This is a genomic window from Microbispora bryophytorum, from assembly GCF_006874465.1.
Lineage (GTDB): Bacteria > Actinomycetota > Actinomycetes > Streptosporangiales > Streptosporangiaceae > Microbispora > Microbispora bryophytorum.
Map to the genome: position 1 here is coordinate 109,384 of NZ_VIRL01000015.1, position 20,339 is coordinate 129,722.

The following is a 20,339-nucleotide window of genomic DNA, read 5'->3' on the forward strand; positions in this document are numbered from 1 at the left end:
TACGCCGCGCACGGCGGACATGGTGGGTGTAGCTCAGCTGGCAGAGCGCCAGGTTGTGGTCCTGGATGTCGTGGGTTCAAGTCCCATCACTCACCCCAATACGAACGGCCGGTCCCGACGGACCGGCCGTTCGTTTTTTCACGAGCGATTATCACCCCCGTGTATACACTCGATGTATAGTCCGGAACATGACCGTTCCCCTCGCGTTGCTCGGCCTCCTGGAACGGGAGCCGAGCCACGGATACGACCTGAAACGCGACTACGACGCCTTCTTCGGCCGGGGCCGGCCGCTGCCCTTCGGGCAGGTGTACTCCACGCTCGGCCGCCTGGCCAGGGACGGCAAGGTCACCGGGCAGAGCGAACCGGGCGACGGGCCGGACCGCAAGCGCTACGCCATCACCCCCCTGGGCCGGCAGGAGGTCGCCACCTGGCTGGTCGAGCCGGTCGCGGCCGAGCCGTACCTGCAGACGGTGCTGTTCACCAAGGTCGTGCTGGCGCTGATGCTGGGCCGTGACGCGGCCGGCTACCTGGACGCGCAGCGCGCCACGCACATGCGGCGCATGCGGGAGCTGACGGAGATCAAGCGCGGCGGCCCCCTGACCGACGCCCTGCTGGCCGACCACGCCATGTTCCACGTGGAGGCGGACCTGCGGTGGATCGACGTCACCCAGGCCCGGCTGGGGGCCCTGGCCGAGATGGTGCGCGCCTCATGATCGTCGAGGCTCGGGAGGTCAGCCGCTCCTACGGCAGCACGCCCGCGCTGCGGGAGGCGAACCTCTCGGTGGCCGCGGGCGAGGTCGTGGCGATCATGGGCCCCAGCGGGTCCGGCAAGTCCACGCTGCTGCACTGCCTGGCCGGCATCTTCACGCCGGACACCGGAGAGGTGTGGTTCGACGGACGCCGCCTGGACACCCTGGACGACGGCCGCCGCAGCGAACTGCGGCGCACCGCCTTCGGCTTCGTCTTCCAGTTCGGCCAGCTCGTGCCGGAGCTGACGGTCACCGACAACGTGATGCTGCCGCTGCTGCTGGGCCGCACCAGGAGAAGGCACGCCGAGCGGCGGGCGGCCGAATGGCTGGAGCGGCTGGAGCTGGCCGGCCTGGGCGGGCGGCGCACCGGAGAGCTGTCGGGCGGGCAGGCGCAGCGCGTGGCCATCGCGAGAGCACTGGTGACGCGGCCCCGGGTCGTGTTCGCCGACGAGCCGACCGGCGCGCTGGACACGCTCACCGGCGAACACGTGATGGACCTGCTGGTGGGCCTGGCCCGCGAGGAGGGCGCCACCGTCATCGTGGTGACCCACGACGCCCGGGTGGCCGCCTGCGCCGACCGGGAGGTCGTGGTGCGCGACGGCCGGGTCTGCGACCCGTACGCGACCGGGGCCGTCCGATGATCCGGCTGGGCCTGCGGCTGTCGCTGAGCAGCGGCAGGGAGGCGGCGGCCAGGCTGGCGCTGATCGTCGTCGGAGTGGCGGCCGGCGTCGCGGTGCTGCTGGCCACGCTGTCGCTGTTCAACGCCTTCCAGGCCACCGGCGGCCGTCCCTGCTGGGAGTGCACGACCGGCTCGGCGCCCAGTGGCTGGGCCCTCGACCCGACGGCCGACGGCGCGTTGTGGAGCTACCGCGAGGACTTCTACGCGGGCCGGACGATCAAGAGGCTGGACGCCGCCGCGCTCGGCACGCGGGCGCCGGTCGTCCCCGGCCTGTTCCGCATGCCCGGCCCGGGGCAGTACGACGTCTCGCCCGCGCTGGCCGGGCTGCTGGACTCGGCGCCGCCTGCGGAACTGGCCGACCGCTTTCCCGGCACGCGCGCCGGGCTGATCGGCGACGCCGCGCTGTCCGGGCCCGACGAGTTGGTCATCGTGGTGGGACGGACGCCGGACGAGGTCGCCGCCATGCCCGGCGCCCGGCAGGTCGACGTGGTCGACGCCGAGCCGGCGATCGACGACGGGGCGGACGTCTACCGGTTCGGCTTCGGCGTCGCCGCCGTCGGGCTGATCGTCCCGCTGCTGGTGCTCGTGGGCACCGCCACCCGGCTGGCCGCGGCTCGCCGCGAGACCCGCTTCGCCGCCATCCGCCTGGTCGGAGCCACCACCCGGCAGATCAACGTGCTCGCGACGGTGGACGCCGCGCTGGGCGCGCTGGCCGGCGCGCTGGCCGGATTCGCGATCTTCCAGTTCGTACGGCCGGCCGTGGCCGGGGTGCGGATCACCGGCGCCCGGTTCTTCCCCGAGCTGGTCACCCCGCACCTCTGGCAGTACGCGGCCGTGCTCGGCGGGGTGCCCGTCGTGGCGGCCGGCGCCGCCCTGTGGTCGCTGCGCCGGGTGCGGATCTCGCCGCTCGGCGTGGCGAGGAAGACCACCGCGTCCCCTCCGCGAGCGTGGCGGGTGATCCCGCTGCTGGCGGGCCTGGGGATGTTCGCGGGCCCGGTGTACCGGAACGGCAAGCCCGACGAGCTGCTCGCCGTCGTCGCGCTTGTGCTGATCATGGCCGGGCTGATGCTGGCCGGCCCCTGGCTGACCATGGTCGCCGCACGTCTGACCGCCCGGCTGACGCGGGGCGGGGCGACGCTGCTGGCCACGCGGCGCCTGGCCGCCGATCCGAAGACCGCCTTCAGGTCGGTGAGCGGGCTGGTGCTGGCGGTGTTCATCGGGACGACGATCGCGGCCCTCGTGCCGGCCGTGGTCGCCGGCCAGCAGAAGGTGGCCGGGGGCACGCTCAACGACGTTCTGGGCGCGACGTTCGCCCGGCCGGGCGTCTCCGGCCTGTCACCACGCGCGGCGACGGAGCTGCTCGACCGGTTACGCGCCCATCCGGGCGTGGAGGTGCTGCCGATCTACGCCAGGGCGGACATCGAACGCGTCCCCCCGGGGCCCGACGGCCCGCCGCCCGCGCCGTACGTCGTCGAGTGCGCCGGCCTGGCCCGCTTCCCCGTGCTGGGCCGGTGCCCCGAAAGTACGCGCGCCGTGGCGGGCAACTTCGCCCGCATCGTCGGCGCCGACAACCCCCTCACCGTCGACAGGCTCCTTCCGCTGGCGGGCCCGGACAGCCCGCCCGCCGTCGCCGACGGGCTCGACCTGGCGGCCGTCATGATCACCACACCCGACACGGCGACACTGGAGCGGCTGCGCACCCTGCTGGCCGGTTACACCGTCGAAGCGCCGATGACCTTCGCCGAGGTCGCCGAGGTCAGGGCGGACCTCTACACCCGCGCGGAGAACGTCGCGCTGGCCATGGTCGGGCTCACCCTGGTCGCCGGCGCCTGCGGCCTCGTGGTGGCGGCCGGCGGCGGGCTGGTGGAGCGCAGGCAGCCGTTCACCCTGCTGCGGCTGGCGGGCACGCCCACGCGCACCCTGGCCGCGGTGGTGCTGCTGGAGTCGGCGCTGCCGCTCGTGCTGGCCGCCGCACTCGCCGCCGGCGCCGGCTTCGGGGTGGCCGAGCCGCTCATCGACGCCCTCGCGATGAGGAGCGCGTCGATCGCGATCCCGGGCCCCGTCTACTTCGCCTCCCTCGGCGGCGGCCTGGCCGCCGCCCTCCTGGTGATCCTCACGACGCTGCCGATGCTGCGGCGCATGACCATGCCCGACAACGCGCGTTTCGAATAGGAGCCCCCCATGAAGCTCAGGCCACTCGTGATCGCGCTGGCGTTACTCGCCCCCGCCGTCGCGACCGTACCCGCGGCGGAGGCGGCCGACGGGGGATACTCGGCGACGATCCGGCGCACCGAATACGGCATCCCGCACATCACTGCCAAGGACTACGGCGGCCTCGGATTCGGATACGGCTACGCCTTCGCCCAGGACAACCTGTGCACGCTCGCCTCCTGGGTGGTGACCCTGCGGGGCGAGCGCTCCCGCTACTTCGGGCCGGAGGCCGAGTCCGACGACCCCAAGCCGGTCGCCAACCTCACCAGCGACGTCTACTACAAGAGCGTCGCCGCCTCGGGCGTCGTACGGCGGCTGCTGGCCCGGCCCGCGCCGGTCGGCCCGAGCGACGAGCTGCGCCGCCTGGTGGACGGCTATGTCGCCGGATACAACCGCTACCTGGAGGACACCGGGGTGGCGAACCTGCCCGATCCCCGATGCCGGGGCAAGGCGTGGGTCGGCCCGATCACCGCCACCGACATGTGGAACAACCTGCTCGACTTCAGCCGGATGGTCTCCAGCTCCGGCCTGAAGGAGGTCATCACCGGCATGGCCGAACCCGAGAGACCGAAGCCTGAGCCGCCGCCGGCGGCAGGCAGCAACGCCTGGGTGCTCGGCCGTCAGGCCACCCGCGGAGGCGGCGGCATGGTGCTGGCCGATCCCCACTTCCCCTGGCAGGGGATCCGCCGCTTCTACCAGGTCCAGCTCACGATCCCCGGCGTGCTCGACGTCTCCGGCGGCAGCCTGTACGGCACCCCGGTCGTCCAGATCGGCCACAACGCCGAGGTCGCCTGGACCCACACCGTCTCCCACGCCCAGCACTTCACCGTCTACCGGCTGAAGCTCGCGGGCGGCCACAGCTACCTGGTGGACGGCCGGGCGGAGCCCATGGGCGAGCAGGAGGTGACGGTCACGCTGCCGGATGGCACCGTCTCGGTCCACACACTCCTCAGCTCCCGCTACGGCCCGGTGCTCGCCACCGGCCACACCGACGAGGCGGCGTACGCGCTGGCCGACGCGAACGCCGCCAACCTGCGGGCGGCCGACGAGTGGCTGGCGCTGGCCAGAGCGGGCGACCTCGACGAACTGCGCACGGCCCAGCGGACCTACCAGGGGATGCCGTTCGTCCACACCCTCGCCACCGACGCGAGCGGGACCGCCTACTTCGCCGACACCTCGGTCGTCCCCCACGTCACGGACGCCGAGGCGAAGCGCTGCGCCGAGCCCTCGCCGGATCCCGGCCTCGATGCGTACGTCCTGGACGGCTCGACCTCCGCGTGCCTGTGGGGCAGGGACGGCGACGCCGTCGTGCCGGGCGTCTTCGGGCCCGGCAGCCAGCCGAGGCTGGTCCGCGCCGACTACGTGGCCAACTCCAACAACACCTATTGGATGACCAATCCGGCGAAGCCGCTCACCGGCTATCCCCAGGCGTACGGCAAGACGGGCACGGACCTGGAGCCGCGCCCCCGGGTCAGCCTCGACATGATCGCCCAGCGGCTGTCCGGGACCGACGGGCTCGGCGCGCCCGGCTTCACGCTGGAGACGTTGCAGGCCACGGTGCACGGCAAGCGCAACCTCACCTTCGAGCTGATGCGCGACGACCTGCTGAAGCTGTGCCGTGCACAACCCGAGCTAAGCCACGAGGCGTGCCAGACGCTGGAGAAATGGGACGGGCGGGCCACTCTGGACGGCGAGGGCGCCGTCCTGTGGCGCGAGTTCTTCTCCCGGCTCGGCCGTCCCATGTGGCGGGTGCCGTTCGACCCCGAGCGTCCGCTGACCACTCCGCGAGGGCTGAAGATCGATGACCCGGCGGTGCGGCAGGCCCTCGCCGACACCGTGGAGTTCTTCCGGTCCAACCGGATCCCGCTGACGCTCACCCCGGGGGAGGCGCAGAGCTACTCCTCGATCCCGATTCCCGGCTGCACCGAAGGGGAGGGCTGCTTCGACCGGGTGCGCACGGGCGGGCCGCTGGGCACGGACGGACGCTACCCGGAGGTGAACACCGGATCCAGCTTCATGATGGCCGTCGAGCTCACCCCCGGCGGCCCCCGCACGCGGACCGTCCTCACCTACTCCCTGTCCGCCAACCCCGCGTCGCCGCACCACACCGACCAGACGGCCCTGTTCTCGCGCGGCGAGTGGGTGACTGAACGCTTCACCGCGGCCGAGATCGCCGCCGATCCACAGCTCGAAATCATCACGATCCATGAGGAGCCTTGACCCGGGCAAGTCAGCGCATTTTTCCCCAAAAGTGGACGTTGCAGGTTATGCTGCCTCACAACCGCCGTGCGGGGGCCCCGGCGATCTCTGATCGTCTTCTACGGAGGCCGGATGAGAATCGACGACCGCACCACGCCGGGACACGACCTGGGACTGAGTAAGCGGGAAGCCGAGGTCATGGAGCTGATCGCGACCGGTCACTCCAATGGCGAGATCGCGCGCCTGCTGTTCCTCAGCGAGAAGACCGTGAAGAACCACGTCAACCGCATCTACGCCAAGCTGGGCGTGGATTCGAGGATGACGGCCATCTGCCGCTGGCGCGGCGAACCCGCGCCACCGGCGCCGTCAGCCCCCGGCCAGATCCCCGGCCAGATTCCCGGTGAGGACGGCGCGCAGGCCGGCCAGGCCGTACTCAAGCTCGTCCGGCTGGACGGACAGGGCAGGGCGTAGCCGTACGGACCGCTCTCCGCAGCGCAGGACCAGGATCGCCCGTTCCTCCCGGAGCCGGGCGACCAGCCCGGCGGGGTCGGGAACGTCGAAGGCGCACATCAGCCCGCGGCCGCGGGCGTTGGCGACCAGGCCCTCGGCCTCCAGACCCTGGAGGGCGCCGAGCAGCTTCTCGCCCAGGATGGCCGCTCTCGGGATCAGGGCGTCCCGCTCGACGATCTCCAGCATCCGGCGGGAGCGCAGCATGTCGACCAGGCCGCCGCCCCAGGTGGAGTTGATCCTGCCGCTGACCTGGAACACGTTGTCGGGCACGAGGTCCACCCTGCGGCCCGCCATGATGCCCCCCACCTGGACCTTCTTCGCGAAGGCCACGATGTCGGGGGCCAAGCCGAGCTGCTGGTACGCCCAGGGGGTGCCGGTCAGTCCGACGCCGGTCTGCACCTCGTCCATGACGAACAGGGCCTCGTACTCGTGGCAGAGCGCCTGCATCGCCTGGAGGAACTCGGGGCGCATGTGGTTGTCGCCGCCCTCGCCCTGGATCGGTTCGGCGATGAAACAGGCGATGTCGTGGCGGAACCGCTCGAACGCCTCCCTGGCCTGCGCCAGCGCCCGTTCCTCCGCCCTCTCGACGTCCCCGAAGTGGATGGCGGGGACGTCGACGCGCGGCCAGCAGAACCGGGGGAACCGTTCGGTCTTGACGGGGTCGGTGTTGGTGAGCGAAAGCGTGTAGCCGCCGCGGCCGTGGAAGGCCCGGGTGAGGTGGAGGACGCGGGTGCCGAGGCCGGGGTGGCGGCCGTGGGCCTCATTCCAGCGGCTCTTCCAGTCGAAGGCACACTTGAGCGCGTTCTCCACGGCCGCCGACCCGCCCTCGACGAAGAACAGGTGCGGCAGTTCGGGGTCGCCGAGCACCCGCCGGAACGTCTCCACGAACTCGGCGAGGTGGACGGTGTACATGTCGGAGTTGGCCGGCTTGTTGGCGGCCACCCGGCCGAGCAGCGCGACGAACTCCGGGTCGTCGGCGAAGGGGTTCACCCCGAGTGGCGACGACGCGAAGAACGTGTAGAAGTCGAGATACCTCCGGCCGTCCCGGGCGTCGACCAGCCAGGAGCCCGCACTCCTGTCCAGGTCGAGCACGAGACGGTAGCCGTCGACGAGCAGGTGCCGTGCGAGGGCGTCGTGCACGGTGGTGGGGTCCATTTCGCCTCCGCGTCATGCTGGGAAACGAGATGATTCCCTCACATCGGGTCATCTATGTGAAGGGTTTCCGCATAGATAGCACCTCAAGTGGACATTTTTCAGGCCGCAAGGGTAGGTTCGCCGCGGCGTGCGGCCGGCGGGTGAGGGTTCACAGGGCATTCAGGAAGCGGGCGGCGATGGGGACGGCGGCGCCACGGCCGGTGCCGCCGTGCTCGACGAACACGGCGAAGGCGAGGTCACCCTGGTAGCCGATGAACCAGGCGTGGTCCTGCCCGCCCTGCCCGTCCTCGGCGGTGCCGGTCTTGCCCGCGACCCCCTGCGGCAGGTCGGAACCCGCGGCGGTCCCGTCGATCGTGACCGCACTCATCAGCGAGCGCAGTCCCTCCGCCACGTTGGACGGCAGGGGCACGCTCTGCGGCAGTTCCCCCTGCGACGCCTCGTCCGCCAGCGGGCGGGCCGGCCGCCACTCGCCGCTCTCCACCGCGGCGGCGACCAGCGCCATGCACAGCGGGGTCGCCTCGACCGTGCCCTGTCCGAAGGAGTCCTCGGCGAGCGCGTCCTGGTTCTCCGGCCGCCGCATGCTGCCGCACGTGCTCGCGCCGGCGCTCTCCCCCGGCACGCCGAAGCCGAACGCCCTGGCCTGGTCGACCAGGGTGTCACCGTTCAGCCGCTCGATCGTCAGCCTGGCGAACGAGGTGTTGCACGACAGGGCGAACGCCTGCCGCAGGGTGACGGTCCCGTGGTTCTCGTCCTTGTAGTTGTGGATCGGCCGGTTGAAGGGGATCTGGTAGACCGCCGCGCAGTCCACCGTGCTGTCGGGAGACAGCCCGTTGTTGAGCAGCGCCGCCGCCGTGACCGTCTTGAACGTCGAACCGGGGGGGTACTTGCGCTCGAACGCCGCCCGGTCGCCCAACCGGTCGGCGACCGCGAGGATCTCCCCCGTGGACGCCCGTACGGCCACGATGGCGGCCCGCTGCACGCCGTCCAGCGCCCGGGCCGCCGCGGCCTGCACCGCGTAGTCGATCGTGGTCCGTACGCCGACCGGCCGCTTTTCCGGCTTGTAGGACAGGACGGTCTTCGCCGGCATGCCCGGGTTGTCGACCTCCAGCGCCCATCCCACGGCCACACCCGTCGTGGGCGCCACCCCCTGGTTCATCAGGTTGTCGAGGTAGGCGTCGGCGCCCGAGTTCTGCGGGAGCTCCCGCCCCGTCCTCGTCACCGGCCGCAGCGGCCCCGCCTCCGGCTCGGTCCTGACGAGGCTGCCGCCGGGCTGGATCTCCGGATGCAGGACGGACGGCGTCCAGACGACCTTCCACGTGAGGTCGCGCACCGCCAGGCGCAGGCTGGAGTCGAAGCGCCAGGTGCCGGCGTCCTGCTCGTCCCGCTCCTGCGTGAAGGGGATCTCGGCCGTCTCGTCTCCCGTGCGCACGAGGTTGCCGACCGTGATCCGCAGCGACTTGGAGAGGGCGGCGTCCTCGAACTCGCGGTGCTCGTCCGCGAAGTCGTCCGGGGGATCGTCGACCAGATCGCGCATGGCGTCGTAGTCGCTCTTGACCCAGGCCTGGAAGTAGGCGGCGGCCGTCTCGTCCGGAGAGCCTTCCGGGGAACTCACCGGGGACGGTTCCGGAGACGAGCCGGGGCGGAGCTGCAGCGTCTGCGGGCCGCCGGGTGCGGGTGTCCCCCGCGGCGCGGCGACGAAGTCCGCGTCCGACGATTGCCTGCCGGACACAATGAGTCCGGCAACGCCGAAGACGAAGATGGCCGCGGCGACCACGACGAGGGCGAGCAGGGCCCTGTTCCGCATACGGTTCTCATATCACGCGAAAGGAGTCATAGGTGGCAAGGAGCAGAGAACCGTTGCCAGGCCGCTATCCGGTGACCTTCGGCGAGGTGGAGCTCCTGCGCGACCTCGACCGGCCCGACGGGTGGATGGTGATCAGGGACGGCGTTCCCCAGTCGTACGTGGACCTGACCGATCCCACCTATCTCGACTTCTCGTACACGCAGCTCATGGCGAGCGTGATCGACTGCCTGCCCGAAGGCCCGCTCGACGCCGTCCACATCGGCGGCGGAGCATGCACGGTCCCGCGCTACATCTCCGCGCGACGGGCCGGCTCCCGGCACATCGTCGTCGAGCCGGACGCCGGGCTGGTCCAGCTCGTACGCGACCAGCTCAACCTCAAGTCGGTGCCCCGGCTGAAGGTGCGGGTGATGGACGGCCGTGCGGCGACGACGGACCTCAGGGACGACTCGGCCGACCTGTTCGTGCTCGACGCGTTCTCGGGCGCGACGATGCCGGTCGAGCTGGCGACCGTCCAGTACATGACGGAGATCGCCCGCGTCCTGCGCGCCTCCGGCGTGGCGCTGATCAACGTGGCGGACGGAAAGGGCCTGCCCTTCGTGAAGCGGGTCGCCTCCACGGTGAGCCGAGTCTTCCCGCACGCCGCGCTGCTGGCCGAGCCCGGCATCCTGCGCGGGCGCAGGTTCGGCAACGTCGTACTGACGGCCTCGTCCGGTGACCTGCCGATCGAGGCACTCACCAGGAAGGCGGCGGGCGGCCTCACCCAGGCGCGATGCTTGGCGGACGAGGACCTGAGCCGCCTGGTCGCCGGTGCCGCTCCCATCCACGATGGGGACGCCGTCCTCGCCCCCGTCCCTCCGCCAGGACTGTTCGACTAGCTTGATGTTCATGGGCCTTGGCCGGGTCGGTCACTGCGCCGGAAGGAACCTCCGGTCCTCGCGAAGCCCGCTCCGCCGGGCCCTCGCTCCGGTCCTCGCTCCCTCCCGCTCCGTTCCCTCGCCGCCTCCCACTCTGCTCCGTTCCTTCGCTGTCTCGCTCCCTCCCGCTCCGTTCCCTCGCTGCCTCCCACTCCGCTCCTTCGGTCCTTCCGCTCCGGCGGCCCGATGAGCTTTGTGGACAGCGCACCAGCGACCCTCGTGCCCTGGTCGTCATTCCCGTAGCCGGTTGATGCGGGTGGGCTGGTAGGTGAAGGCCCAGCGGTCGGTGCCGGTCTTGTGGCGGGTGTAGCGGTCGGGGTGCTGGTAGCGGTCGCGGTTGTGGAACTGGCAGGCCGGGCCGAGGAGTTTCAGGTCGGTCAGGCCGCCGGTGCTCCAGTTGTCGGCGTGGTCGATCTGGCACATGGTGGCGGGCAGCGGGCAGCCGTCGATCCAGCAGGTGGCGTAGCGGGCGTAAACGGCCCGTCGCTGGGCGGGGGTGGCCAGGCGGACCTTGCGGCCCATGTCCAGCACCTGCCCCTCGGCATCCGTCACCATCCGCACCAGGCTGCTGGTGCGGGCCAGGCGATGCACGCTGGCGAGGGGCAGCATCTGCCCGGTCGCCAGCAACAACCCCGGCGCGGTGCCCAGCAAAGCTCCCGGCCCCGGCTCGCCCGGCGCTGCCCCCGGCAGCGTTCGTGACGCTGTTCCCGATGGCGTCCCCGCTTGTCTCCCCGGCGCTGCTCCCAGTGGCGTTCCCGCTGCCCCCGGCTCCGGCTCGCCCGGCGGTGCTTCCGGCACTGCGCCCGGTGCTGTTCCCGTTGTCCCCGACGTGCAGGAGCACCGGACCTCGCCGCCGCACCCGCACGCCCTCTGGCCATCTGCCGCGTCCTGCTGATCCCGGCCCTGCTCATCACTGCCTGGCTCATCGAAGCCGGGCTCACAACGGCGGTCCGGCTCGTGGCGGCGCTGCTCACAGCGCATGTCGCTCTGGTTCTCAGGCGTGCCCAGCGCATGCCTGCAGTCCCCCGCAGGCCGATGCCCGGCGTGGGCGTGATGCGCAGCGGCGTCCTCAGGGGGAGGGTCCGGCCATTGCGCTGCGCGGGGAGGCGCTGCGCTGGGAGGCGCTGCGTGTGGAGGTGCTGCGTGTGGAGGTGCTGCGTGTGCAGGCGCGCTACCGCCGTAGGCAGGCCATGCTGGTGCAGGCTCGGGGTCTGTTTCAGCTTGGGCTGCGGCATGGTCGCGGTCTGCGGCCTTAGGCGGTGCGGTGTCGTCGCCCTCGGTAGACGCGAGGTCAAGGTCGGTGCTCCCGGCGGCGGCGTCCGCGGCTGCCCCGGCATCGGCATCGGCATCGGATGCCGGACCGGCTGCCGCCTCGGCATCGGCGGTGCCGGGGTCATCTGGCCGGTGGGGGCCCTCACCCTGAGCAGGTGCGGCAGCACCGGTCATGCCCACGTCACCCACATCACCGGGGTCGGCGTCGCCGAGGTTGCGGCGATCGTCGTCGCCGGGGATGGCGTCGTCGACGTCGCCGCCTTCCACCGGGCAGGGCCCGTCAACGCTTCCGGTGTCGCCGGAGAGGCCGGTGTCCTCGCCGTCCCAGCCATCCTCGGCACTGGCCGCGCCCTCGGCTGCATCCTGAGCGTCCTGGCCGTCGCCGGCACCCTCACCGCCCTGCTGCGCGCCCTCGGTGCCCTCGCCGTTCTCGGCGTTCTCGGCGTTCTCGGCGTTCTCGCTGTCCCGGCCGCCCTCGGCGTCCTCGGTGCCCGGCGTGTCCTTAGCGTTCTCGCTCCCCCAGCCATCCTCGGCGTAGTCCACAGCCTGGCCGTCCTCGGTGTCCTCGGTGCCCTGCGTGTCCTTAGCGTTCTCGCCGCCCTTGGTGTCTTCGGCGCTCTGGGCGTCCTGGGTGGCTTCGGTGGTTTCGGGGTGGTCGGGGGCGGGGTCTTCGGGGTGGTCGGGTTGGTCAGGTTCGGGGTCGGTGGGGAGGGATTCGGCGTTGACCAGGACCAGGAGCTCGGCGACGATCTTCTGCTCCATCAACGCGATGAACGCATCCGCCTGGCGGACCCGCAGCGGCCGATCATCGCCCTCCGCACGCGGCTTGGCATAAGCATCCAGCAGCGCCCGCAACCGGGCCGCCGCCTCACGCGGCAGATAGAACTCCCCCTCCAAGCCCCCACCCGCAGTGGGGCGGACCCGCAGAAACCGCCGCCCGTAATCGGCCCGCTCGTCGCGGTCTTCACCGTCGGGGTCCAGCACCGCCCGCAAGTAGCGGCCGGCCTTGGCCACCTCCGCCGGCCCCGCCTTACCCGCCAACTCCAGCAGAATCGGCTCGGCCAGCCCCGCATGCTCATCACTCAACCGCGCGGTGGCCGTGCAAATCGCCTCCACCACCCCCGCCGACAACACCCCGGCGGCGAACTTCTCCCGCACCCTCGGCAGACGCGCCAACTCCACCGCCAAAGTCAGCAGACGGCCCGCCCCCGCCACGCTCATCCCGGCAGCGGTGCGCAACCAACTACGAGTCGAGGCATGCCCATGCTGCTTGGCCTGCCCCGCCCGATGCACCCGCCCCACCCGATCAGCAAGAGCGCACGTGATCCGATCCCGCGCGAACAGCAAATCCTCAGCCTCGGCCACGCAGATGTCCCCATCGCCCGGCAACGCCGCCAGCGCCAACGCCTGCGCCGACTCACGCAACGAACCCACCAAAACCCACGACGACCGGCCCCCAGCAGCACCAGTAGCAGCATCGCGGGCACCGGCACCACGTGCGCTCCCGGCACCGGCACCACCGGTGCTCCCAGCGTCGGCACCACCAGCGCTGTCGGCACTCGAACCATGGGCACTCGAACCATGGGCACCGCCACCGGCGGCGGCAGCAGCGGCAGCGGCAGCGGCGCTCGCAGCACTGGTCGCGTCGTCGCCGGTGTCCTCACCACCCGTGAGCCCACTGCTGGCGCTGCTGTCAGCCTCGGTGCGGCTCGCGTGCCGCGCCGGCTGGGGATCGGCGATCGGGAAGTGCTCGCGGGCGAGCGAACCTTCCGACGACCACAGAGGGGAATCGGCGGTCAGCCGATCCCACCACTCTCCAGAGCTATTCGAACGACGAGAGCGCTCAGGATCGAGGTCGAACAGATCCATCACGCCCTCCTCAAGAAATTCGAAAACCTGTGTGAATTCTTTCACTCTCCGTGAGCATGCGGCAAGCCCGTCAGCCGATAAGCTGGGATCACAGGCGAGACGGGATTCAGACCTGTCACACCGTCACCGGTGACGGCTCGCTCGTACGACCGGAGCGTCTCGACGAACACGCGCCGCTGCTCACTCGTCAGCGGCTCCAGCGCACTGCGCCAGGCACAGGCGCCGCGAGCGAGCCAGGCGTCGACCGCCTCCCGATTGGCCTCGGCGATGCTCACGATCGTGCGGCGGCGGTCCGCCTCGTCCTCGCGCCGGTTCACGACACCCTTGCGGCTGAGGTCGCCCACCATCAGACTCACGGTGGCCGGGGCGACCTCCAGCCGGGCGGCGAGTTCGTTCACCGTGAGTGGACCGTCGAACAGCAGATAGGACAGCAGCGACAGATGCCGTGGCGCCAGGTCGAGCGTCCGGAGCGGCTCAGGGACCGGCATGCGCTTGGCGCGGCCCACCAGACGCGGCATCAGCAGCAGGAGGGTTCGGACCCCCTCATCCAGACTCAGCCCCTCATCCGTTGACATACGTTGATCTCCAAAATACCTTTGCTGCCAAAGCAAATACTTATGAGGCTCGGGAGCCATCGTCGCATGTCCGAATGGAACGACAAGATCATCCAAGAGTTCCGCGCGAACGCCGGCATGGTCGGCGGACCGTTCGAGGGGTCACCTCTGATCCTGCTGACGACCACCGGCGCAAGAACGGGCGCCGCCCGGACGAACCCGGTCGCCTGCCTGCGTGACGGGGACAGAATCCTCGTGTTCGCCTCCTACGCGGGCGCGCCACGCCACCCGGACTGGTATCACAACCTGCTCGCCAATCCCACGGTGACCGTCGAGGCGGGCGACGGCACGGCGATCGAGACGTTCACCGCCACGGCCGTACCGCTGACGGGCGAGGAACGCGACCGCATGTACGCCCGGCAGGCCGAGCTGAGGCCGATCTTCGCCGACTACCAGGCCCGTACCTCCCGCGTGATCCCGGTCGTCGCCCTTTACCGGTAAGACCGCGAACGTGGCCGGGCGATCGGCGACGAGCCGCTGCGGTTCCACGACGGGCTGCGGGCGGAGAACGAGCGGAGCTTCCCCCTGCTGGAGCAGGCCTCCCCCGGGACTGCCCTACGACTGCGGCGATCCGGCCTCGTGGTCCGCCGCGATGGCGTCGATGCGTGCGGCGAGCTTGTAGTCGAGGTCGGTCAGGCCGCCGGCGTCGTGGGTGGTCAGCGCCAGGTGGAGGGTGCGCCATCGGATGTCGATGTCGGGATGATGGTTCAGGGCCTCGGCCTGCTCGGCGATGTCGTTCACGATCGCGATGGCCGTACGGAAATCTCGGGCGACCACGGTCCTGCGGATCGTGTCTCCCTCGCGGCGCCACTCGGAAGCCTCGTACATGGCATCAGGACATCACGAAACACGGCCGATTGTGTAGATTCGCCCGCGTGAACGAGCAGGTGAACGAGCAACCCGGCGAGCAACTGGACGAGCTGCGGCGTGAGCTGTGCGACTACGGCCGGCGGGCGGCGGCCCTCGGCCTGGTGATCGGGACCTCGGGCAACCTGAGCGTCCGGGAGGGCGACCTGGTCGTCGTCACACCCTCGGGCGTGGCCCTCGACCGGCTGCGCCCGGAGGACTGCCCCGTTGTCGACCTCGGAGGACGGGTGGTGGAAGGGGAGCGCACGCCCTCCTCGGAGACGCCGATGCATCTCGCGCTGTACGAGGCGACCGGAGCCCGGGCGGTGGTGCACACCCACTCGGTCTTCGCGACCGTGGTCGCCTCGACCATGACCGAGCTGCCGCCGATCCACTACAACGCCCTGCTGCTCGGCGGCGCCGTCCGCGTGGCCCCGTACGCGACGTACGGCACGCCGGAGCTGGCGCGCAACGTCATCGCCGCGATCGGGGGCAGGCAGGCCGCCCTGATGGCCAGCCACGGCGCGGTGACGATCGGCGCCGGCCTGGAGCAGGCGTTCGAGGCGACCCGCCTGCTGGAGTGGCTGTGCGAGGTCTACGTCCGCGCTCTCGGCGTGGGCCGGCCCGCGGTGCTCACCGAGGACCAGCTCACCGCCGTCATCGAACGCGCCCTCAACGGCTAACCCAGCACGACCTTCCGGGCGAGGCCGAGCGGAAGCCCGCCCGAACCCGCGATCGTGTCGTGGAAGGTCCGCAGATCGCCCGTGTAGTCCGCCCTGATGCGCTCGATCTCCAGCGCGCCGGTGAGGTAGGAGGGCGCCTGCGTGGGCCAGGCGCAGTAGCGGCTGACCTCTCCGGCCGCGGTGCCCGGCGACAGCGACGCCTTCGTGGTCAGGAACTCCTCCGCCTGCTCGATGGTCATGTCGTCGCAGTGCAGCGCGGTGTCCACCACGATCCGGGCGGCCCGCCAGATGCGGCAGTCGAGGTGGGCGAGCTCGGTCTGGGGCGTGTCGAAGTAGCCCTGCTCGTGCATGAGCTTCTCGACGTAGAGCCCCCAGCCCTCCACGAAGTAGGGCGTACGGAAGATCTTGCGGGCGCGGTGCGGGTTGCCGGCCATCCAGGACAGGTGCCAGTGGTGGCCGGGGTACCCCTCGTGCACGCTGATCGAGGGCATCTGCGGGCGCGAGTTGGTCCGCAGCCGCTGCCGCACCTGCTCCTCGGTGAAGCCGTCCGGCGTGTACGGCACGAAGAAGACGCCGTCCCGCGAGGACGACAGCGGCGGCGGGGCGAGGTAGCTGGCCACGGCGATGATGGGCCGCTGGAACTCCGGCGAGGGCTCGACCCGGCACACCTCCCCCTCGGGGAAGGTCACCAGCCCGCGGTCGCGGACGAACTCGCGTGCCCGCAGCGTCTCGGCCTCGTACTCGGCCCGCATGGCCTCCAGGGTCGGCGGGTGGTCGTCCATGAGCGACTCCATCGCCGCCCGCCAGCTGCCGGAGCCGAGGCGCGCGGCGACCTCCGTCATCCGCGTGTCCATCTCGGCCCAGGCCTGACGGCCCTTCTCGTGCAGCTCGGCGGCGCCGTATCCGAGCATCTCCTGCTCGCGCAGCAGCGCGGAATAGAGCTCCTCCCCCATCCGCCAGCTACCACGGGGCTCGAACCCCTCCAGGAAGCGGACCAGCCCGTCGAAGGCGTCGGCGGCGGGCTCCGCGGCCCGCGCCAGCCGCGCCCGCAGGTCCGGGTCGCCGACCAGCGCGGGCAGCGTCTCGGTCAGGAAGCGGCGACCCGTACGGGCCTGGTCGAGGCCGCGCGTGACGAGCAGGTCGGCGGCGAGCTCGGGGTCCAGGTTGGCCTGGCAGGCGGCGAGCACGGCGGGCACCTCGGCCAGCCGCGCGACGGCGGCGTCGACCAGCTCGGCCTCCGGCTTGAGGCGCTGCTGGAACGGCGTGAACATCGATCCGAAGATCACCCCGAGATAGGCGGCCGGTTCGCGCCGCCACTCCGGCCATCGGGCCAGCGCGATCTGCCCGCGCAGATGGGCGGCGACCAGGTCTCTGTCGATCTCGTCTTCCGGGCTTTCAGGTGTCGACTCCGAGAGCTTGCGCAGCCATTCCTCGGCCGCCCGCTCCCGCGCCGTGAAGGCGCTCGCGCTGAGATCGCCCAGCGTTCGGTCGTATCCGTCGGCCCCCAGGAGGGCCGCCCTGACCGGGTTCTCGGCCAGGTACCAGTCGATGAACTCGTCCACCAGCGTCATAGCGCCCGACTCTATCCGCGACACTTGGGTGGAAGCCCCTAGATAAGGAGCGATTGGTGCCCCTGCAGATCACCGGCGCCCCCAGCGACCCCGACCTGATCCGCCTGCCGTGGGACGTGCCCCTCGAAGAGTGGCCCGTCCACCACCTGGTGACGCTGCCGCGCGGCATCTCCCGCCATGTGGTGCGCTTCGCCCGGCTCAGCGGCCGGGTGTACGCGATCAAGGAGATCAGCACCAGGTATGCCAAGCGGGAGTATCAGCTGCTGTGGGACCTGGCGCGGCACGACGCCCCCTCCGTCGAGCCGGTCGCCATCGTCACCGGCAGGACCGCACCGGACGGCTCCGAGCTGGACTCCGCCCTGATCACGCGGCACCTGCAGTTCTCGCTGCCCTACCGCGCCGTGCTGTCGGGCTCGGTGCGGCCCGACACGCTGACCCGCCTGCTCGACGCGCTCGCGGTCCTGCTCGTACGGCTCCACCTGACCGGCTTTTACTGGGGCGACTGCTCGCTGTCGAACACGTTGTTCCGCCGGGACGCCGGGGCCTTCGCGGCCTACCTGGTGGACGCCGAGACCGGCGAGCTCCATCCGGCGATCAGCGAGGGCCAGCGGTCGCACGACATCGACGTGGCACACGTCAACATCTACGGCGAGATGCTCGACCTGGAGGCGGGCGGCCTGCTGCACCCGACCATCGACCCGCTGGCCTTCGCCGAACAGCTCGTCGAGCGCTACCAACGGCTGTGGGACGAGCTGACCGAGGACGAGATCATCGAGGAGGTCGACTGGCACCGTGTGGACCAGCGGGTGCGCCGCCTCAACTCGCTCGGCTTCGACGTCGCGGAGATGATGGTGCGCCGTAAGGCCGGCACCTCCCGCCTGATCGTCCGCCCGAAGGTGGTGGACTCCGGGCACCACCAGCGCCGCCTGCTGCGCCTGACCGGCCTCGACGTGGAGGAGAACCAGGCCAGGCGGCTGCTGAACGACCTCGACTCGTTCCGGGTGTCCATGGGGCTGCGGCACGAGGACGAGGCGATCGTGGCCCACCGCTGGCTGGCCGAGGTGTTCCAGCCCGTGGTGAACGCGATCCCGGCCGACCTGCGGCGCAAGCTGGAGCCGGCCCAGCTCTTCCACGAGGTGCTCGACCACCGCTGGTACATGTCGGAGGCCGCGGACAAGGACGTCGGCCTGGAGGCGGCGGTGCGGTCCTACGTGGACAACGTCCTGGTGCACAAGCCCGACGAGAAGGCCGTCATCGTCACGTCCGATCCTCTGTCTCCGTAGAAGCTGTCTCCGTAGAACCTGTCTCCGTGACGAGGCCCGCCAGGTAGGCCGCGGCGTCCGGGATCCGGTCCTCGCCGAAGACCCGTACGCCGTTCAGCTCCAGCAGCGCCGTCGTCACTCCCTGCCCTGGGGTGGTCCTCCCCCGGTGGCCGCCGTCGTAGATCCGCAGCGACCCGCACGACGGGCTGCCCTCCTTGAGGATCGCGACCCGTACGCCAAGGGACCGGGCGACGGCGAGGGCCCGCCGCGCGCCGGACAGGAACGCGGCGGTCACGTCGTCGCCCTCCGGCGTCAGGATCCGCGCCGCTCCCGCCAGGACGGCCGCGCCGCCCGCGCCGCCCTCGATCTCGGCGGGCGGCCGGGGGACGGGCAGCCCGCCCTCGACCTCGGGGCAGAACCGCACCAGCCGCCCCTCCGCGCGCCAGCGGGCGAGCAGGTCGTCGTCGCTGGTCTTGGCTCCGCCGTCGTACCTCACCCGGCTGCCGAGCAGGCAGGCGCTGACGAGAATCCGCTCCACGCCTCCCATTCTGGCCGCCGTACGTCGGTGCACGCGCCATCCCGATACGAAGAAATTTCATGAAATCGGGATTACCATTCCGGGAGGAACAATTCTTATTCCTCGGGACTAATCCGTTTATCCCCGCCGTTTCCGGCTCGCGTAATCCGTCCACCTGCTCCTCTAGTGTTGGCCGCGCTATACCGGCGAGGCGAGGAGTGACGAGTTGATCGGGATAGAGGACTGCCTCTCCGAGGCCATGTCGATCCCGGGCGCGCTCGGCGCCATTCTCGTGGACCACACCAGCGGCATGGCCGTCGCGGGAAAGGGGATTCCCGATCCCGGAAGGGCCGCCGCGGGTCTCAGCGAGGCGTACCGCGCCACGCTCGACGGGATCGCGATGGCCTCCGAGGAAAGGGGTTTCCGAATCGAAGATGTGATCGTCACCACGGGCTCGGCCTATCACCTGGTGCGGCCCATGGAAATGATGTTCGACGGCCCGCTGCTGCTGTGCGTGCAGTTGGACGTGGAGCGGTCGAACCTCGCCCTGGCGCGGCGGCGGCTGCGCACCATCACAGACGAGCTGGTCGCCTCCTGATGGGAGCCTGACCGATGGCCGCCCCTACTCTCGACGTCGTGCTCACCGGCCTCGCCCACGACGAGGCCACCGGCTCACTGCGGGTGGGCAAGGAGGGCACGGTCTACTTCTCCCGCGGCCGGGTGTCGTACGTGGAGTGCACGGCCACGCCCGGTGTGGAAGGCCTGCTCGGCGCGTCGGGCCGGATCAGCGTGACCGGGGTCCGCCACACGCGGCAGGAGGCCGGGCCCGGCGGCGACGGCGGCGCCCTGCTCGTGGACAGAGGGGTGCTCAGCCGGGGCGAGCTGGAGTTCTGCATGTTGTCCGCCACGCTCGACGCGGCGTTCTTCCTGCTCACGTCGAGAACGGTCCGGACCAGGTTCAGGGAGAACGGCGCCCACTGGCTCGGAATCCACTGGTTCTTCGACGTGCCAGGGCTGCTGCGCGAGTGCGCGAGGCGCCGGGCCCGGCTGGAGCGCGCCTGGCCCTCGGCGGAGCTGGACGCGCGGCCGGTGACGCCCCTGCGGCAGATCCCGGGCACGCGGGCGCTGCTCACCCCGCTGCAGTGGGAGCTGCTGCTCGCCGCGGACTCGGCCGCCACACCGGTCGAGCTGGCCCGCCGCCTCGGGCGTCCGGCCTATTCCACACTGCTGGCCGTACGGGAGCTCGGGGCGGCCGGCCTGGTGGTGACGGGCGAGACGGCGGCGCTGCCCAAGCGCACGCCGAAGGCACCCGCACCGCCGCCCGCACCGCCGCTCGCACCGTCGGGGAAGCCCGGGGCTGCCGGCTCGGGGCCACCGCAGGTGAACGGCGACGCGACCGACGTGAACCTGCTGCTCAGACTGCGTGACGCGCTGGAGGCGCTGTAGTGATCGGGTGGCTCAAGCGGGCCGGAAGGGGTGTCTCG

General features: G+C 71.2%; 18 protein-coding genes and 1 tRNA gene. 12 read left to right on the forward strand and 7 right to left on the reverse strand.

Annotated elements, in window-relative coordinates; translation table 11 throughout:
• Positions 1-22 precede the first annotated feature (22 nt).
• From FLX07_RS24730 to FLX07_RS38890, 6 genes are all read left to right on the forward strand, one after another.
• Positions 23-98, forward strand: a tRNA-His gene (locus tag FLX07_RS24730).
• Between the two features lie 90 nt (positions 99-188).
• Entirely contained in the window at positions 189-713 is a 525-nt protein-coding gene (locus FLX07_RS24735; RefSeq protein ID WP_142573870.1) for a PadR family transcriptional regulator, read from the forward strand.
• Positions 710-1,390 carry an ABC transporter ATP-binding protein gene (locus tag FLX07_RS24740; protein WP_142573872.1) on the forward strand — a complete coding sequence of 227 codons (681 nt, stop codon included), beginning with the start codon at positions 710-712 and terminating at the stop codon, positions 1,388-1,390. Before FLX07_RS24735 ends, FLX07_RS24740 begins: the two co-directional genes overlap by 4 nt.
• Positions 1,387-3,600, forward strand: coding sequence for an FtsX-like permease family protein (locus FLX07_RS24745; protein ID WP_142573874.1), 2,214 nt, complete (start codon positions 1,387-1,389; stop codon positions 3,598-3,600). The genes FLX07_RS24740 and FLX07_RS24745 overlap by 4 nt, the downstream gene beginning before the upstream one ends.
• A gap of 9 nt (positions 3,601-3,609) precedes the next feature.
• Positions 3,610-5,859, forward strand: coding sequence for a penicillin acylase family protein (locus tag FLX07_RS24750; RefSeq protein ID WP_142573876.1), 2,250 nt, complete (start codon positions 3,610-3,612; stop codon positions 5,857-5,859).
• Between the two features lie 111 nt (positions 5,860-5,970).
• Positions 5,971-6,309, forward strand: a complete 339-nt coding sequence (locus FLX07_RS38890) for a helix-turn-helix domain-containing protein (RefSeq protein ID WP_142573878.1) — start codon at positions 5,971-5,973, stop codon at positions 6,307-6,309.
• Here the strand turns inward: FLX07_RS38890 and lat are convergent.
• Together lat and FLX07_RS24765 are read right to left on the reverse strand one after the other, a co-directional pair.
• Entirely contained in the window at positions 6,205-7,503 is a 1,299-nt protein-coding gene (gene lat, locus FLX07_RS24760) for an L-lysine 6-transaminase (RefSeq protein WP_142573880.1), read from the reverse strand. The genes FLX07_RS38890 and lat overlap by 105 nt on opposite strands.
• A gap of 148 nt (positions 7,504-7,651) precedes the next feature.
• Positions 7,652-9,307 carry a penicillin-binding transpeptidase domain-containing protein gene (locus FLX07_RS24765; RefSeq protein WP_142573882.1) on the reverse strand — a complete coding sequence of 552 codons (1,656 nt, stop codon included), beginning with the start codon at positions 9,305-9,307 and terminating at the stop codon, positions 7,652-7,654.
• A gap of 32 nt (positions 9,308-9,339) precedes the next feature.
• Here FLX07_RS24765 and FLX07_RS24770 point away from each other — a divergent pair, with 32 nt between their 5' ends.
• Positions 9,340-10,182, forward strand: coding sequence for a spermidine synthase (locus tag FLX07_RS24770; protein WP_229689714.1), 843 nt, complete (start codon positions 9,340-9,342; stop codon positions 10,180-10,182).
• Positions 10,183-10,452: 270 nt separating this feature from the next.
• Here FLX07_RS24770 and FLX07_RS24775 read toward each other — a convergent pair whose 3' ends face one another.
• Positions 10,453-13,362, reverse strand: a complete 2,910-nt coding sequence (locus tag FLX07_RS24775) for an HNH endonuclease signature motif containing protein (RefSeq protein WP_142573884.1) — start codon at positions 13,360-13,362, stop codon at positions 10,453-10,455.
• A gap of 41 nt (positions 13,363-13,403) precedes the next feature.
• Entirely contained in the window at positions 13,404-13,937 is a 534-nt protein-coding gene (locus tag FLX07_RS24780) for a MarR family winged helix-turn-helix transcriptional regulator (RefSeq protein WP_142573886.1), read from the reverse strand.
• A gap of 66 nt (positions 13,938-14,003) precedes the next feature.
• Between FLX07_RS24780 and FLX07_RS24785 the strand changes: the two genes are divergently transcribed.
• A complete protein-coding gene (locus tag FLX07_RS24785; RefSeq protein WP_142573888.1) occupies positions 14,004-14,417 on the forward strand; it encodes a nitroreductase family deazaflavin-dependent oxidoreductase in 414 nt (137 codons plus the stop codon).
• 114 nt (positions 14,418-14,531) lie between these two features.
• Here FLX07_RS24785 and FLX07_RS24790 read toward each other — a convergent pair whose 3' ends face one another.
• Entirely contained in the window at positions 14,532-14,804 is a 273-nt protein-coding gene (locus FLX07_RS24790) for a 4a-hydroxytetrahydrobiopterin dehydratase (RefSeq protein ID WP_142573890.1), read from the reverse strand.
• Positions 14,805-14,851: 47 nt separating this feature from the next.
• Here FLX07_RS24790 and FLX07_RS24795 point away from each other — a divergent pair, with 47 nt between their 5' ends.
• Positions 14,852-15,505: a class II aldolase/adducin family protein gene (locus FLX07_RS24795; RefSeq protein WP_229689713.1), complete on the forward strand. Its 654-nt coding sequence runs from the start codon at positions 14,852-14,854 to the stop codon at positions 15,503-15,505.
• On the opposite strand, the gene FLX07_RS24800 is transcribed toward FLX07_RS24795, so the two are convergent.
• Positions 15,502-17,076 carry a DUF885 domain-containing protein gene (locus FLX07_RS24800; RefSeq protein WP_142573892.1) on the reverse strand — a complete coding sequence of 525 codons (1,575 nt, stop codon included), beginning with the start codon at positions 17,074-17,076 and terminating at the stop codon, positions 15,502-15,504. The genes FLX07_RS24795 and FLX07_RS24800 overlap by 4 nt on opposite strands.
• Before the next feature lie 56 nt (positions 17,077-17,132).
• Between FLX07_RS24800 and FLX07_RS24805 the strand changes: the two genes are divergently transcribed.
• Positions 17,133-18,359 (forward strand): DUF4032 domain-containing protein, encoded by a 1,227-nt coding sequence (locus tag FLX07_RS24805; RefSeq protein ID WP_189104972.1) that lies wholly within the window; start codon positions 17,133-17,135, stop codon positions 18,357-18,359.
• Here the strand turns inward: FLX07_RS24805 and FLX07_RS24810 are convergent.
• The gene (locus FLX07_RS24810; protein WP_142573893.1) at positions 18,334-18,876 is read right to left on the reverse strand and encodes a 2-thiouracil desulfurase family protein; all 543 of its coding nucleotides are present in this window, start codon (positions 18,874-18,876) and stop codon (positions 18,334-18,336) included. The genes FLX07_RS24805 and FLX07_RS24810 overlap by 26 nt on opposite strands.
• Before the next feature lie 205 nt (positions 18,877-19,081).
• Between FLX07_RS24810 and FLX07_RS24815 the strand changes: the two genes are divergently transcribed.
• Entirely contained in the window at positions 19,082-19,453 is a 372-nt protein-coding gene (locus FLX07_RS24815) for a roadblock/LC7 domain-containing protein (protein ID WP_142573895.1), read from the forward strand.
• Positions 19,454-19,467: 14 nt separating this feature from the next.
• On the forward strand, positions 19,468-20,301 hold the full coding sequence (locus tag FLX07_RS24820) for a DUF4388 domain-containing protein (protein WP_142573896.1): 834 nt from the start codon (positions 19,468-19,470) through the stop codon (positions 20,299-20,301).
• The last annotated feature ends 38 nt before the right edge of the window (positions 20,302-20,339 follow it).